The sequence below is a fragment of the Amycolatopsis sp. MEPSY49 genome (assembly GCF_051337345.1).
Lineage (GTDB): Bacteria > Actinomycetota > Actinomycetes > Mycobacteriales > Pseudonocardiaceae > Amycolatopsis.
Genome location: NZ_JBDLYJ010000001.1, coordinates 1214688 through 1229491, shown reverse-complemented (window position 1 = coordinate 1229491; position 14804 = coordinate 1214688). Strand labels below are relative to the sequence as shown.

The following is a 14804-nucleotide window of genomic DNA, read 5'->3' as shown; positions in this document are numbered from 1 at the left end:
CGGTCACACCTTCCCCCCGTTCGCCGAACACAGGATGATTGACCGATGCCGGACTTTGGAGCGGAATTGAAACGTCGACGGACCTCGGTCGGCATGTCACTGACCGGACTCGCGGCGGCCGTGCATTTCACCAAGGGCTACCTGAGCAAGGTGGAGAACGGCAAGACCCGGGTGAACCGGGAGCTGGCCAGGGCCTGCGACGAAGCACTCGGCGCCGGCGGCGAACTGCTCGCCCTCGTCACGGAACCGGGATCGCCCGCGCGGCGCAGCGCGGGCGGCATCGCCGGCTTGCCGGACGCCGGCCGCTACTTCGTCGGCCGGGAAACGGAACTCGACGCGCTTTCCGCGCTGCTGCTCGACCCGGACGACGCCCGGGTCGGCGTGGTGCACGGAATGGCGGGCGCGGGCAAGACGGCGCTGGCCGTCGCCGCGGCCCGGCGGGTCGAGCGGTCCTTCCCGGACGGCTGCCTGTTCTTCGACCTCCGGGGACACACGCCCGGCGCGGCCGAGCTGTCCGCCGGCGAGGCACTGGGCCGGTTGCTGCGGCTGCTGGACGTCTCGGCCGATCAGCTGCCCGCCGACGAGGACGGCCTCGCCAACCTCGTCCGCGACCAGCTGCGCGGCCGGCGGATGATGCTGGTGCTGGACAACGTGCGGTCCGCCGAGCAGATCCGCGCGATCGTCCCGGGCGAGACGTCGTCCCGGATCCTGGTGACCAGCCGGGGCCGGCTCCCCGCGCTCGACGACGCCTGGCACTTCCCGGTCGACGTGCTGCCGCTCGCCGACGCCGTGAGCTTGCTGCGGTCCGTCGCGGGTGACCACGCGCCGGGCGACGAGAGCGTCGCGACCGAGATCGTCCGGCACTGCGGGCAGCTCCCGCTCGCTGTCCGGATCGTCGCCGCCCGGTTCGTCGCGGGCGGCTGGACGGCGGCCCGGCTGCGCGACCGCCTCGCCGACGGAACGACCCGCCTCGGCACGCTCGACGACGGCGAGCGCAGCGTCGCGACGGCGTTCGCGGTGTCGTACGAGTCCCTGCCCGGCGACCAGCGGCGGCTGCTCGGCCTGCTCGCCCTGCACCCCGCGACCGCGGCGGAGATCGCGGCGGTCGAAGCGCTGGCGGGCCTCGGCCCCGGCGAAGCGGACCGCCTGGTCGACCGGCTGCACGACGCCCACTTGGTCGTCCGCGACGAGCGCGGGTACGTCGAGCTCCACGACTTGATGCGGATGTTCGCGTCGACGCACGCGCTGCCGGGCGTCGAGCCGGAGGACCGCGCGTCGGCCATGGGCCGGCTCGTCGACCACGCGCTCATGACGACGCTGGCGGCCGACGAACTGGCGGAGCCATACCGGTTCCGCCCGGCCACCGGCCTCCCGTCGGCGGCGGGTACGCCGTTCACGGACGCGGACGGCGCGCTCGGCTGGCTGGCCGCGCAGTGGCCGACGCTGGTGGAGATCGTCGATTCCGCGTTCCGGCACGGATTTCACGACCGCTGCTGGCAGCTCGCGTTCGTGCTCCGCGCGTACTTCTTCCGCGAGAAACTGTTCGAGCCGTGGATCCGCACGCACGAACGAGCCCTCGAGGCAACGCGCGCGATCGACGACGCGAGCGCGACCGGCATGATCCTCAACAACCTGGGTATGGCCCACGTGGAGTCGGGACGTGTCGACGAGGCGATCCGCTTCCACGGGCGGGCACAGGAGTGTTTCGAGCGGGCGCGGGACGACCGCGGCGCGATCGACGCGTTGTCGAGCCTGGCGTGGGCGCGGCTGTATCGGGGTGAGGCGGAAGCGACGTTGACCGATTTGACGGCGGTGCTGGCCGTTTATCGCCGGACCGGGCGGACGCGCAACGTCGTAATCGCGCTTCGCGGTATCGCACTCGCTTCGACGGTGTTGGAGCGGTTCGAATCCGCGCTGTCGAGTGCGCGGGAGGCGGTTCAGCTCGCTCAGCTGCCGGTGGACCGGGTGATGTCGGTCAATTGTGAGGCGTGGGTGCGGTTCCGCGCGGGGCAGTGGCCGGAGGCGGAGAGTTGTTACCGGCGGGCGGCCGAGTTGGCGGACGACGCGGGGAGCGAGTACGAGAAGGCGCGTGCGTTGACGGGGTTGGGGAACACGGCGGCGGGCCGCGGCGACCGTGGGGCGGCGGATCGCTGGTGGACGGAAGCGGCCGCGTACCGGGTCACGTTGGATCCGCGAGTGCTCGGCGAGGCCGAGTACCGGGATCGCGCAGCGGTCGGCTGAAGTTGCGCTGGGCCGAGCCGGGGCTCGCGGGTTACCGCGGGCCCCGGCTCATGCCGTCCCCCGCGACGTTTCCCCGCCCAAACCGTTTCCGGCAACGGAAACGGCTTGTCCCCCACCCCAGCGAAAGCGCACCATCTATACAGTTCCGAATTTCCGCGACCACCCCGCGGAATCGCCGAAATCCCCGTTGATCCGGGAAATCCCGAGGAGCGAGTCATGATGGTCGTCTGTTCGTTTTCCGCCCTCTTCCGCGCCGCGCTTTTCCTCGTCGCGGTGGCACTCGTCGCCGGCGTCTCGCTCGCCGGGCCCAGCGCTCCCTCCGGCACGCCCGGTCAGGGGCCCGCCGTCGCCACCTCCGAACCCGTCGAGCACTGACCTCAGGTGGCGGAGAGGTGCTCGACCAGTTTCGCCAGCTGGTCGGCGTACCGCTCCACGAACTCCGGGGAGTCCGGCGCGGTCCGCGTCAGTCCCTCGGCCACGTGCGGCAGGGTCACCGGCGCCATCGCGGCCGCCATCAGCAGCACCGTCAGGCACTCCGGGTCGACCCACTCCGGCAGCCGGCCGTCGGCCTTCATCGCCGCGATCAGCTCCACCGTCCCGGCCAGGCGCTGCGTCCTCGGCGCGTGGTCGGGATCCGTCTCGGCGCCCTCGTACTCCAGGCCCGACCACGCCACCAGCCGCATCCCGTCGCGGCTCGACAGCGCGTGCCGCCGCACCTGTTCGGCCAACGGCACGTCCGGCGCGACCAGCTCCCGCTGCTGCTCGGTCCACTGCTCCGACAACGCCCGGTACAGGCCCTCTTTGCCGTCGAAGTAGTACGAAATCAGCTGCTGGTTCACCCCCGCGCGGCCCGCGATCGACGCGATCCGCGCGCCCGCGTAGCCCTTCGCCGCGAACTCGGCGCCCGCCGCCTCCAGGATCAGCCGGCGGGTGCGTTCCGGATCCCGTTGGCGCTCCTGGGGTTTCGGCGAACGGCGTGGCTTCGAGGCGGTCACGCCGCGACTATACGTCAACCAGTCACTTGACTCTGCGGAACAGAAGGGTGACGAGCGGGCAGCGCCGCCGTCAGCGCGAGCGCCAGCACCAGCACACCCGCGCTGACCGCGAGCGCGCCGGCCGTCGCGGACGCGTACCCGCCGTCGAGCCGGGTGAAGAACACCGTGCCGAACACCGCGATGCCGGTCGCCGTGCCGAGCTGGACGGTGGTGTTCACGACGCCGGACGCCGCGCCCGCCTGCTCCGGCCGGACCTCCGCCATCGCCGACGCGAACAGCGCGTTCAACACCGCGCCCATCCCCAGCCCGACGCCGATCACCGGCCCCAGCAATGCCCACCCGCTCAGCGCCGCACCCTGCGACAGCACCAGAACGGCGACCGCGACCAGGCTCGCCAGCAGCACCGCGACGGCGCCCGCGGCGAACGACCGCCCGAGCGACGGCGCGAGCCGCATGCCCAGGACGTTGCCCGCGACGATGCCGAGCGTCGACGGCGCGAACGTCACCGCCGCTTCCCACGGCGAGAACCCGAGCCCCAGCTGCAGGTGCAGTGTCAGGACGAAGAACACGCCGACGCCGGTGTTGACGCAGAACAGGACCGCCTGCCCGCTCGCCAGCCGCCGCACCAGGTTCGGCGGCACCAGCGGTTCGCCGCCGCGACGCGCCTGAACCCGTTGGTACAGCGCGAAAACACCGAACAGCGGGACGGCGGCCACCAGCAGCACGACCGACCACGCCGGCCAGCCCAGCTCGCGGCCCTGCACCAGCGGGTAGAACACCGCGAACAACCCGGCGGTCAGCAGCGCGAGGCCGCCCAGGTCCAGGCGGTGCCGGAGGAACCCGGGCCGGCTCGGCATCGTCGCCACCGCGCCGGCCAGCGCGAGCACGCCGATGGGCACGTTCACCAGGAAGATTGCCCGCCAGCCGGTGCCGAAGAGGTCGGCCTGGGTCAGCGCGCCGCCGAGCAGCGGACCGGCGAGCCCGCCGACCGGGAACGCGCCCGCGTACCAGGCCATCGCCTTCGGCCGCTCGCGCTCGTCGAACTCCGCGTGGATGAATGAAAGCACCTGCGGCACCATCAGCCCGGACCCGACGCCCTGCACCACGCGCGCGGCGATCAGCACGCCGACGTGCCCGGCGAGACCGGCGGCCAGCGACGCCGCGGTGAACACGAGCATCCCGGCCACGAACAGCTTCTTCGTGCCGTGCCGGTCGCCGAGGCGGCCGCCGGTGATCAACGTCAGCGCGAACCCGAGCGCGTAGCCGGCCGAAATCCACTGCAGCGCGGCGTCGCCGGTGCCGAGCTCCCGTTGGACGGTCGGCAGCGCCACCGCCACGATCTGGTTGTCGATCATGTCCACCAGGACGGCCAGTACCGCGACCGCCAGTGCCCACCACCTGAGCGCGTGCTTCCCCACGACGTCCCCCTTGCTCCACGAGTGAACTCGACGCAGCAAGCATCAACCAGTCGACCTACTCTGTCAACCAGTTGTTTGATTCAGTTCGTCAGCGGGGTGACTATCAGCCTTCGAGCACCTCCCGCAGCTTCCGGGCGAACGCCTCGGGCTGGCCGGCGTAGCCGAACTCGCCGCCGAGGAAACCGCCGTGGTGGCTGGGGAAGACCGTCGCCTCCTGGCCGAGGCGGGCGGCGGTGGCGAGGGCGGCGCGCCCGGTCATGACGTCGACGGACTCCTCGCCGACGGCGATCACGATCCGCGTCGGCGCCGACGTCAGCGCGTCGACGTCGAGCTGGTAGGCGGAGACGGCCAGCGAGCGATCGGTCATGAGCGGGTCGTCGCGGCGGCCGTCGTCCTCGGTGGGCATGCCGAACTGGGCCGGGTCCGGCGCGGGCAGGGCGAAGTAGTCGTCGGTGAACTCGCCCTTCCACGAGGTCATGGCGATGAAGGCCGCCATGCCGGCCCCGAAGCCCCGCGCCTGGTAGGCGTCCCGGAAGCCCTTCCCGGCCCGTTCGGCCGCGTCGGCGTCAGGCAGCACCTCGATGATCGGCGGTTCGTGCGCGACGAGCGTGCGGACGTCGTCGGGGTACGCGGTGACGAGCGCGAGCGCGGCGACCGCGCCCCCACTGCTCCCGAACACCTCCACCGCGCCGACGCCAAGCGCTTGGATGACGCCGTGGATGTCACCGGCCTGGGTGGCGGGGACGTGGTCTTCCCGGCCGTCCTTGCGGACGCTGCGCCCGAGCCCGCGCGGGTCGTAGGTGACGACGGTCCGGTCGGGGAAGAAGGACGCCAGCGTGCTGAACCCGGTGGCGTCCATGGGTTGCCCGACCATGAGCAGGGGTGGCCGCGGACTGTCGGCGGGCGCGGGGCCGTGGACGTCGTAGACGATGTCGGCCTCGGGTGTTTCCAGTGTGTGCGTGGCCATGGTGCCTCCCCATTTCGGACGTTGGGGGCAGCGTAAACCGGGGCACCGACAGTTTTCGGTGGTCGCGCGCCGTGGTGTCGATCCACGTGGGCGGGGCGTATGAGACCCCGCTGGTTGCCGAACCGCGCGCGTGGCGCGCCGACGCGCCTGGCAAAACGAGCGGCCGGTGGGCATCGAACCCACTGCTCCGGTTTGGAAGACCGGTGTGTCCGCCGAGTTCACCACGGCCGCGGGCGCGCTCGCGTCCACCGCATCCGCGGCGAAGACGAGCGCAGGAAAAAGGCACAAAAAAGCCGCCCGGATCGATTGCTCGACGGGCGGCTCCTTGACGTGGCGGCGTACTACGCCAGCACGAGGAGCCTTCGAAGATTGTGTTCTCGCATGAAAAACATCATCACCCGACCGGCCGAACGGCGTCAACGCATTAACTGACCAGCCCGGTGCGGTACGCGTACACGACCGCCTGCACCCGGTCCCGCAGGTCCAGCTTGGTCAGGATCCGCGACACGTACGTCTTCACGGTCTCCTGGCTGATCACCAACGCGGCAGCGATCTCACTGTTGGACAACCCGTCGGCGATCAACCGCAGCACTTCCAATTCCCGCGGCGCCAACGCGACTTCCGCGGACGAAGCCGGCCGGATCCGCGCCGCGTACTTCCCCACCAGCCGGCGCGTCACCTCCGGGTCCAGCAGCGCCGCGCCGGTCGCGACCGTGCGGATCCCGTGCAGCAGCTGCGCCGGCGGGGCGTCCTTCAGCAAGAACCCGCTGGCGCCCGCGCGCAACGCCTCGTAGACGTACTCGTCGAGGTTGAACGTCGTCACCACCAGTACCTTCACCGGCTGCGCGACCCCCGCGCCGGCCAGCAGGCGGGTCGCCTCGATGCCGTCCAGGACCGGCATCCGGACGTCCATCACCACGACGTCGGGCTGCAACGAGCCCGCGAGGTCGACCGCCGTGCGGCCGTCGCCGCATTCGCCGACCACCTCGAGGTCGGCCTGGGCGTCGATGATCGTCGCGAAGCCCGTGCGGATCAGCGCCTGGTCGTCGCAGACCAGCACCTTGATCACGACGCCCTCCCCGCGGGAATCCTGGCCTTCACGACGAATCCGCCCTCGCGACGCTCCGCGGTGAACTCCCCGCCGAGCACGTCGACGCGTTCCCGCAGCCCCGCCAAGCCCCGCCCGCTCCCGCGCAACGCCGCCCGGCCCGCGGGGGCGCCCCCGTTTTCCACGCTACCGGACGGCACCGACAGTTTCGGCGCCCCGGAAGTCACCTCCACGACGATCTCGCGAGCGCCGTGCTCCACGCGGACGTCGGTGCGGCTGCCGTGCGCGTGCTTGAGCGCGTTCGTCAGCGCCTCCTGGACCACGCGGTACGCCACCGCCTCCGCGCTCCCCGCCGCCGCGGGCGAGCCGACCTCCGTGAACTCCACCGGTTGCCCCGCCCGCCGCGTCTGCTCGACGAGCGTCTCCAACGAGCCGGCCGACGTCCGCGGCTCGGTGCCGTAGTCGGGGTTGAGCAGGTCCAGCAGGTGCCGCAGGTCCGTGATCGCCAGCCGCCCGGTGTCGGTGATCGCGGTCAGCGCCTGGTCGAGCCGCTCCGGCGCCGCGGTCAGGTAGCGCGCCGCCTCCGTCTGCACGACCATCGCCGTCACGTGGTGGGTCACGACGTCGTGGAGCTCGCGCGCGATGCGGGTGCGTTCGGCGGTGCGAGTCGTCTCGGCGACGTGGTGGCGCTGGACCGCCTCGGCCGCGCGCGACTGCCGCAGCCACGCGCCGATGCCCCACGCGAGGGCGAGCGCCAGGTAGAACGTCACGAACCCGGTGACGCCCTCGGCCGATCCGTGCCGGGAGAGCGCGAACGCGAGCGGGACGTACGCCGCCGAAGCGACGGCCACGGTCGTCCACCGGAAGCGTTCCAGGTGGGCGGCCGTGCTCATCAGCGCGATCGGCAGCGCGGTGCCCGCCACCGTGTGGTAGCCCCAAAGCTGGTCGGCGGCGAAGCCGGCCGACACGAGCGCGAGGCTGACGGCCGGCCACCGCCGCCGCAGGGCCAGCGGCAGGCTCTCGACGGCGATCACCACCAAGGCCAGCGCGTCCATGGGCCGCGTCGGCAGGTCGCCGACCTGCGTGCCGTGGCCGTCGAGGGCCGGGATCAGCGCCAGGCCGCCGATCAGCAGCGCGAGCGCGAGGTCCCGGACCAGGACGTCGAGCCGCCGCCAGAGGTCGATCACGCGACGACAGTAGCGGTCGCGGCCGTGCGTCCGCGGAGCGGAACGATGTGACCACGCCGGCGGGCGAGCACCATGAAGACGGCCGTCGCGACGACGCCGGCGACCACCGAGTAGAGGCTCGCCTCGGGCCCGAACTCCCCGCCCGTGAGCGCGGCCGGGCCGGAGGTGACGGCGTGGAGCAGGCCGTCGGGGGCGTCGGTGCCCGAGACCCCGGTGCCGAAGATCCCGCCCTCGGCGAAGTTCCACGCGAAGTGCAGCCCGATCGGCAGCCAGAGGGTCCGGGTGGCGGCGTAGGCGGCGGCGAGCATGCCCCCGGCCTCGACGGCGATGGCGACGGCGCCCCAGAACGTGGCGTGGGCGTTGAAGAGGTGCGAGAGCCCGAAGAGCAGACCGGTGAGCGTCAGCGCGAGCCAGGTGCCGGTCCACCGCTCGACGAACCGGAAGAGGATGCCGCGGAAGAGGAGCTCTTCGGTGACGGCGGCGGCCGCGCTGAACCCGAACAGCGCGAGGGCCCCGCCGACGGAACCCCAGCCGAGCACGTCGTAGCCGCCGACGAGGGCGATGTTCCCGATGACGCAGGCGAAGAGCCCGAACCCGATGACCAGCCCGCGCCCGAGAGCCGCGTTGTTCTTGGTGATTTCGGCCGGAACGCGGTCCTCGGTCCTGCGGACGATCCACCGGTAGGCGAACACGGCGAGCGCGGCGCTGCCGAGCCCGAGGACGAGGGTGAGCGGCGTGTTCCACTGCACGGCGCTGACGACCAGGCCGCCGGCGAGGGCGACGACCGCGACGGTGACGAGCTGCAAGAACAGTCGCACGACGACTCCTTAGCGAGAACCCGCGGCAGGGGCGCCGCGGCCGAGGAGAACGCTAAGGATTCCGGCGCCGCGGAACGTCACCGTGGAGTGGACAGTTGCCCGTAGCTCGCGCGGGGGACAAATTCGCGAAGATGGCCGCATGGACGACGACGTGACGCCCGGCAAGGTGCTGTCGAACCGCGTGATCGCCTGGTGCGCGGCCGGACTGGTGGTGGTCGCGGCCGGGATCGGGTGGCCGCTGCTCTCCGTGTACGGCCTCGGGCTGGAGGCGATCCGGACCGTCGGCACGATCGTGCTCGGCGCGGGTGGCGCCGTGGGCCTGCTGCTGGCCGCGCGCAGGCAGCAGACCGCCGAGCAGGACCTCGTCGAGAAGCGCCGCGATCTCGCGCACAAGGAGCACGTCCAGCGGCACACCGAGGCCGTGGCCGCCGAAACCCTCGCCCACCAGCAGCGCATTTCCGCGGCGACCGAAGCCGACGCCGCCGAGCGCCGGATCACCGAGCTCTACGCGAAGGCCGTCGAACAGCTCGGTTCGGACAAGGCCGCGGTCCGGCTCGGCGGGCTGTACGCGCTGGAGCGGCTCGCGCAGAACAACCAGGCGCAGCGGCACACCGTCATCAACGTGCTGTGCGCCTACCTGCGGATGCCGTACGAATCCGGCCAGGAGCAGGAAAAGCACGTGCGGATCGCCGCCCAGCGGATCCTCGCCCAGCACCTGCGCCCGGGCTCGGACTCCCGCTCCGACGCCGACGCGTTCTGGCCGGACGTCGACCTGGACCTCCGCGGCGCGACGCTCTTCGAGTTCCAGTTCCAACGCTGCCGCGTCCGCTCCGCCCAGTTCACCGACGCGAAGTTCGACGGCGACGCCGATCTGGGCGGCACGGCGTTCCTCGAACGCGCCGACTTCGACCGCACCACCTTCACCGGCAGTGCGCGATTCAGCGACGCGACCTTCGTCAAGGGCGCCCGGATCCGCACGGCGGAGTTCCAGGGCAAGGCCCGCTTCCGGGGCACGGACTTCCACGAGGAGGCCCGGTTCACCGGCACCCGGTTCCTCGGCAACGCCTGGCTCGGCGGGGCCGGCTTCCGCGCCGACGTCTGGTTCACCCAGACGCACTTCGAGCAGGACGTCCGCTTCGAAGGCGCGGTGTTCCGGGGCAGCGCGCGCTTCCACGACGCGACGTTCGCCTGGCCGGCCGAGCGACGGCAGAAGATGTTCCGAAACGTGTGGATCCGCCCGTCGAGCCGCTCGCAGTGGCCACCGGGCTGGACACCGGTCGCCGCGACGGACCGGCCGGCGCCGGACCCCGACGGCGGCTGGCGGGAACTGCGGTACGAGGAGCTGTGACTCTTTCAAAACGTTCAGGGCCGGAAGCGCGTGCGCTTCCGGCCCTGAAACGTGGGTGAGCTACTTGCCGAGGAGCTTGGTCGCCGACTCGAGGGTGCTCGGGCCGTGCTGGGTCACCGGGGCCGTGACCGCGCTGGTGTTGTAGCGCCCGCCTTGGGTCAGCGGTGTGCTCCCGGCCAGCTTGGTCAGCCCGGTGAGCGAGGTCAGGTCGGACGCCCCACCGAGCGCCGGCACCTGCGTCGGGAGGAGTCCGTTGGCGCTCGGCAGCAGCGCGCCCAGCAGCGGGAGACCCGCCGCGGGCGCGTCCGCGCGCCGGTTGTCGGACGTGCTCAGGCCGGTGACCCGGGTGCCCGCGGTGGGGTTGAGGGGCTGGGTCGTGACGGTCCCGTGCAGCGGCAGCCCGCCGTCGATCGGCGTGATCGTCCGGTTCGGCGCCGTGTCCGCCGTCGCCGTCAGCGGCAGCGTGATCGGCAGCTCGGTCGCCGCCAGCTCGCTGCCGAGCGGCGCGTTGAGGTCGTGTTCGGGCAGGTCGCCGGTGACCTCGGTGCTCGGCGCCACTTCGTGCTGGAGCAGGTGCAGCGGCACCGTGTGCAGCACCGCGGCGGGCGCGGGAGCCTCGGTGGCCGGGGCGGGACGCTGCTGGCTCGCCGCGGGCAGCACCGTGTCCGCGGAAGCGGCACCGGCGCCCACCATCAGCAGGCCGCCGCTCACCAGTGCGATCTGCAGGGTCCGCTTGGTCTGAATGCGCATGACAAATACTCCTTCGAGAAAAAGAATGGGGGGAAAAACGGCCGGAAGTTCGGCGCGCGTCAGTCCGGCGTGACGCCGGGCTGGATTTCCGCCGATGCCACGGCTCGGTGCAGCACGCCGTGCTCGCGGTGCGACGGCTGCGGGTGTTCCGCGGCCGCTTCCTGAATCGCGTCACCGCAATTGCGGTCGTGACCGGCGGTGAGGCCGGCGCTGGCCGCCCCCGCGCAGGACGGCAGCCACGACTGCCCGTCGAGTCCCCCCGCACCGTGCTCGGACCGGTGGTCAGCGTGCGGCTGGCTCCCCACCGCCGCGCGAACCGGGATCGCCGAGGAGAGGGCGGCGAACCGTTCCCGCGGGCCACTGCTCGCCGACGCGCGCGGAGCGTCCGCGGACCGTGCGACATCGGCACCGGCGACGGGCTTTTCGACGTGGTCGCGCGGGCCGTCGGCCGGCGGAACCAGCGCCGTCACGGCGGTGCGCCCGACCTCGACGACGGTGGCCGGGACCGCAGCCACCACGCGGGTCGCGAGCCGGGCCGTGTGCGCAGCTGCTCCAGACAGCTCGCGCACTTCGTCCAAGACGGGCGCCGCCGCCTGCCGCACCACGGGAAGGGAACCGGCCGACGCGATCGGCCCGTCCGCGACGTCGGTGACGGTGCTGGCCGACGCCGTGGCCGTCAGCCAAGCGATCGCGCAAGCCGCGGCGGCTCCGCCGACCACGACCAGCGCGCGCCCGAGGAGCCGACCGGCGTTCACCGTGTCGCCTCCCCGCCGCATCCCACTGGTCACGATCGCTTCCCGCCCGTTTCACCGACTCGTCTGCCTTCGGCGGTCAATCACGCCGATTCGGCCGCTCCACCATAACCACGCGCCATTCACCACGTTCGCATTACCCCCGATTAAGCACGGCGCCGACCAGCGGGAACTCACCCGATTCAGCTACAACACCATGGAGTTTCGGCGATTTCCCGGAACACGATCGAGGGTTCGGCGCATGAATCGCGACGACGGCGTGCACCCTTGCCCCCGACGACGCTTTCCCCCACGTCGTCGTTCCGCGTTTCATTCTCATCCGAGGAGATCTCCATGATCAAGAAGATCGGCCTGGTCACCGCCGCCCTCGCTGCCGGCGCGTTCCTCACCGGCGGGATCGCCGCCGCCGACACCCCCGGCTACGGCGGCGACGAGTTCGGCGAGGCCGGCCTGGTCAACCTGCACAACACCGACGTCCTGCACAACCTCAACGTGACCCCGGGCGTCTGCGGCAACAACGTCAACGTCCTCGGCGTCCAGGTCCCGATCCAGGACTCGCTCAACGGCATCGGCGTGCCGATCCTGTCGCCGGGCGAGCACGAGGCGAGCGGCGAGAACCCGGAAAACTGCGCCGCGGGCGCGATCACCGACGGCGGCACCAGCCAGGGCGACTGACCGATCCCTGGGGGCGGGCACCGAGGTTGCCCGCCCCCAGTGGGTGTCACCCGAGACGGTGCCATCGGCCGCGAATCCGTTCCCCGCACCGTTCCCGGGGCACTCCCCGGCGGCACGACCAACCGGAAACCGGCTCTAGGACAGGAGAATCGCCATGCGACGCATCACTGCCACGATCGGTGCCTTGGCTCTGACGACGGGAGTCCTCCTCGGAGCGACCGGAACGGCCTCCGCGCAAGCGGAACCCACGCCGGGGGTGCGGTGCGTGGGCAGCTCGCTCGCGATGTGGGCGACCAACGCCCTCTGCGTGGTCGACCGCCAGTACCCGATCCTCATCGTCCCCTGACGGCCGCCGGACGGGCCGCTGATCACCCGACGATGGTGATCTCGGCCCGGAACCGGCTCGCGTTCAGCCCCTCGGTGTCCACGGCGACGTACCAATGGCCGTCGAGCGGCACGGTGACGTCGAACGGCCGGTGCGTCGCGACCCCACCGATCATCCGGTAAGCAATTCTCTTTTTGTACGCGTCGATGTTGGATTTCGTCATGAGCCGCACATTCGCCATGACATCGAGTTCAACGCGCACGACGGTCGCTCTTTTGAGCCACCCGAGGTCGAAAACCGTTGCGTCGGCGGACATCACAAACCCCCGGGGAGACGAGTTCTCTCCTCCGCTCGGCTGTTTCAACCGGAGGCTGGGCAATACACGTGCGTCTCACCAGAGTCGACCATCAAGATCGCGGTGTTACAGATTCCGATCGAGTCGGCAGCCGACCCGATCGGTACTTCTTCTGAGCCGCCAAGGGGGCTCGAACCCCTGACCTTCTGTTTACAAGACAGATGCTCTACCAGCTGAGCTATAGCGGCCTGGTACCCAAGGCACCGACCCCAGTGTATCGGCCCCGCCCCGACACCCTGTCAAGAGGCAAGATCACCAGCTCCAGGCCACTATGGAGCAACGTGGTCAACGCCACTGCAACGATGGACACACCCCCGTCGATGCACCCAGAGGACGACAGGACGAGGAGGTGGATCTTGAAGATCGACGGCAACGGGCACGGCACGACCAGATGGCCTCTCCTCGAACCGCCCGAGCAGAAACCGCGGGCCCACCGCCCGAACCTCCTCAAGCGCCGCCCCTGGCACGTCCTCGAGGCCCCCACCGGCGAGTTCCCCGCCGTCGACGCCGAGGAGGCCATGGGGCCTCAGCTGCCCGACGAGGCCACCGTCAACTTCGTGCTCGACCTCTCCCTGCGCATCGGTGAGGTCCAGATGGCCAGCGGCGCCGGGGCGTCCGACGTCACCGCCACCATCATCGCCATCGCCGGCGCCCTCGGGCTGCCGCACTGCGAGGTGGACGTCATCTTCACCTCGATCACCGTCACCTGCCACCGGGGCAGTGACCTCTCGCCCGTCACCGCGCTGCGCGTCGTGCGGAGCCGGAGCCTCGACTACACCCGGCTCACCGAGACCGAGAAGCTCATCCGGCAGATCGTCCGCGGGAACGTCGGTGCCGAGCAGGCTCAGCAGGAGCTCGAGCGGATCACGCAGGCCTCGCACCCCTACCCGCGCTGGGTCGCGACGCTCGCCTGGGGCGGGGTCGCCGCCTTCATCACCCTGCTGCTCGGTGGCGGCCTCGACATCGCGCTCGTCGCCTTCGTCATCTCCGGCGTCATCGACCGCATCGGGCGGTTCGTGAACCGCTACGGCCTGCCCTTCTTCTTCCAGCAGGTCATCGGCGGCCTGGTCGCGACGCTCTCCGCCATGGCCATCGTCAGCATGAACGTCCTGACCACCGACAAACCGACGCTGGTCGTCGCCGCCGCGGTCACCGTGCTGCTGTCGGGCCTCTCCACCGTCTCCGCCGTGCAAGACGCCATCACCGGCTACAACGTCACCGCCGCCGGGCGCACCATGGAAACCGCGCTGATGTCCGCCGGCCTGATCGCCGGGGTCGTGCTCGCCCTGCGGATCGCCGTCATGCTCGGCCTGCCGCGCACCCCGCTGCCGGACGTGCCGACGTCGACCGCGCTGCAGCTGCCGATGGTCGTGCTCGGCGGGGCCGGCGCCGCCGGCTGCTTCGCGCTCGCCAGCTACTCCAAGATGCGCGCGATGCTGGTCGCCGCGGCCGCCGGAGGGATCGGGGCCGCCGTCTACGGGTCGCTGATGCTCGCCCAATTGGACGGTGTCAGCTCGTCCGCGATCGCCGCGACGCTCGTCGGGTTCTGCGGGGGCGTGCTCGCGCGGCGACTCGGCGTTACTCCACTGGTGGTCGCCGTGTCCGGGATCACTCCGCTGCTTCCGGGCCTCTCGACCTACCGTGGTCTGTATCAGATCGGGGTCGAGCCCAGTGGCAACATCTCGACGCTCATGACCGCCGTCGCAATCGGGCTTGCGCTGGCAGCGGGCGTGGTACTCGGGGAATGGCTCGCCCAGCCGGTGCGGACCGGCCTGGGCAGGCTCGAGCGGCGGTTCGCCGGACCACGCATGGCTGGTCCGCTCGAACCGACCGAACGAAGCTTGGAGTAACGCTGCGGTCACCGGCTGTTCATCGCTCACGCGATAGGGTTTCACTCTGGGGCCGCGACCCAGGACGCGAGGAGC

At 71.4% G+C, this 14804-nt stretch carries 15 protein-coding genes and 2 tRNA genes; 6 read left to right on the top strand and 11 right to left on the bottom strand.

Annotated features, from left to right (window positions below; all coding sequences use genetic code 11):
• Positions 1 to 45 precede the first annotated feature (45 nt).
• Entirely contained in the window at positions 46 to 2241 is a 2196-nt protein-coding gene (locus ABFJ78_RS06130; RefSeq protein ID WP_436384711.1) for an NB-ARC domain-containing protein, read from the top strand.
• A 216-nt stretch (positions 2242 to 2457) separates the two neighbouring features.
• Positions 2458 to 2616: a hypothetical protein gene (locus tag ABFJ78_RS06125; protein WP_436384709.1), complete on the top strand. Its 159-nt coding sequence runs from the start codon at positions 2458 to 2460 to the stop codon at positions 2614 to 2616.
• Positions 2617 to 2618: 2 nt separating this feature from the next.
• On the opposite strand, the gene ABFJ78_RS06120 is transcribed toward ABFJ78_RS06125, so the two are convergent.
• From ABFJ78_RS06120 to ABFJ78_RS06090, 7 genes are all read right to left on the bottom strand, one after another.
• Positions 2619 to 3236 (bottom strand): TetR/AcrR family transcriptional regulator, encoded by a 618-nt coding sequence (locus ABFJ78_RS06120; protein ID WP_436384707.1) that lies wholly within the window; start codon positions 3234 to 3236, stop codon positions 2619 to 2621.
• Positions 3237 to 3250: 14 nt separating this feature from the next.
• Positions 3251 to 4654 carry an MFS transporter gene (locus ABFJ78_RS06115; protein WP_436384705.1) on the bottom strand — a complete coding sequence of 468 codons (1404 nt, stop codon included), beginning with the start codon at positions 4652 to 4654 and terminating at the stop codon, positions 3251 to 3253.
• Positions 4655 to 4757: 103 nt separating this feature from the next.
• The gene (locus ABFJ78_RS06110; protein WP_436384704.1) at positions 4758 to 5621 is read right to left on the bottom strand and encodes an alpha/beta fold hydrolase; all 864 of its coding nucleotides are present in this window, start codon (positions 5619 to 5621) and stop codon (positions 4758 to 4760) included.
• Positions 5622 to 5779: 158 nt separating this feature from the next.
• Positions 5780 to 5852, bottom strand: a tRNA-Gly gene (locus ABFJ78_RS06105).
• Between the two features lie 193 nt (positions 5853 to 6045).
• Positions 6046 to 6690 (bottom strand): response regulator, encoded by a 645-nt coding sequence (locus ABFJ78_RS06100; RefSeq protein WP_436384702.1) that lies wholly within the window; start codon positions 6688 to 6690, stop codon positions 6046 to 6048.
• Positions 6687 to 7856, bottom strand: coding sequence for a sensor histidine kinase (locus ABFJ78_RS06095; RefSeq protein WP_436384701.1), 1170 nt, complete (start codon positions 7854 to 7856; stop codon positions 6687 to 6689). The genes ABFJ78_RS06100 and ABFJ78_RS06095 overlap by 4 nt, the downstream gene beginning before the upstream one ends.
• The gene (locus ABFJ78_RS06090; protein ID WP_436384700.1) at positions 7853 to 8674 is read right to left on the bottom strand and encodes a CPBP family intramembrane glutamic endopeptidase; all 822 of its coding nucleotides are present in this window, start codon (positions 8672 to 8674) and stop codon (positions 7853 to 7855) included. Before ABFJ78_RS06090 ends, ABFJ78_RS06095 begins: the two co-directional genes overlap by 4 nt.
• A gap of 139 nt (positions 8675 to 8813) precedes the next feature.
• On the opposite strand from ABFJ78_RS06090, the gene ABFJ78_RS06085 reads away from it, so the two are divergent.
• The gene (locus ABFJ78_RS06085; RefSeq protein ID WP_436384699.1) at positions 8814 to 10022 is read left to right on the top strand and encodes a pentapeptide repeat-containing protein; all 1209 of its coding nucleotides are present in this window, start codon (positions 8814 to 8816) and stop codon (positions 10020 to 10022) included.
• Positions 10023 to 10082: 60 nt separating this feature from the next.
• On the opposite strand, the gene ABFJ78_RS06080 is transcribed toward ABFJ78_RS06085, so the two are convergent.
• Together ABFJ78_RS06080 and ABFJ78_RS06075 are read right to left on the bottom strand one after the other, a co-directional pair.
• Entirely contained in the window at positions 10083 to 10772 is a 690-nt protein-coding gene (locus ABFJ78_RS06080; RefSeq protein ID WP_436384698.1) for a hypothetical protein, read from the bottom strand.
• Between the two features lie 59 nt (positions 10773 to 10831).
• A complete protein-coding gene (locus ABFJ78_RS06075; protein ID WP_436384696.1) occupies positions 10832 to 11527 on the bottom strand; it encodes a hypothetical protein in 696 nt (231 codons plus the stop codon).
• Positions 11528 to 11857: 330 nt separating this feature from the next.
• On the opposite strand from ABFJ78_RS06075, the gene ABFJ78_RS06070 reads away from it, so the two are divergent.
• Both ABFJ78_RS06070 and ABFJ78_RS06065 read left to right on the top strand, forming a co-directional pair.
• Complete coding sequence (locus ABFJ78_RS06070; protein ID WP_436384695.1) at positions 11858 to 12199, top strand: hypothetical protein; 342 nt, start codon at positions 11858 to 11860, stop codon at positions 12197 to 12199.
• Positions 12200 to 12353: 154 nt separating this feature from the next.
• Positions 12354 to 12545 (top strand): hypothetical protein, encoded by a 192-nt coding sequence (locus ABFJ78_RS06065; RefSeq protein ID WP_436384694.1) that lies wholly within the window; start codon positions 12354 to 12356, stop codon positions 12543 to 12545.
• Positions 12546 to 12567: 22 nt separating this feature from the next.
• On the opposite strand, the gene ABFJ78_RS06060 is transcribed toward ABFJ78_RS06065, so the two are convergent.
• Positions 12568 to 12840, bottom strand: coding sequence for a DUF1883 domain-containing protein (locus ABFJ78_RS06060; protein ID WP_436384693.1), 273 nt, complete (start codon positions 12838 to 12840; stop codon positions 12568 to 12570).
• A 154-nt stretch (positions 12841 to 12994) separates the two neighbouring features.
• Positions 12995 to 13067 (bottom strand) — tRNA-Thr (locus tag ABFJ78_RS06055).
• 168 nt (positions 13068 to 13235) lie between these two features.
• On the opposite strand from ABFJ78_RS06055, the gene ABFJ78_RS06050 reads away from it, so the two are divergent.
• Positions 13236 to 14729 (top strand): threonine/serine ThrE exporter family protein, encoded by a 1494-nt coding sequence (locus tag ABFJ78_RS06050; RefSeq protein WP_436384691.1) that lies wholly within the window; start codon positions 13236 to 13238, stop codon positions 14727 to 14729.
• Positions 14730 to 14804 lie beyond the last annotated feature (75 nt).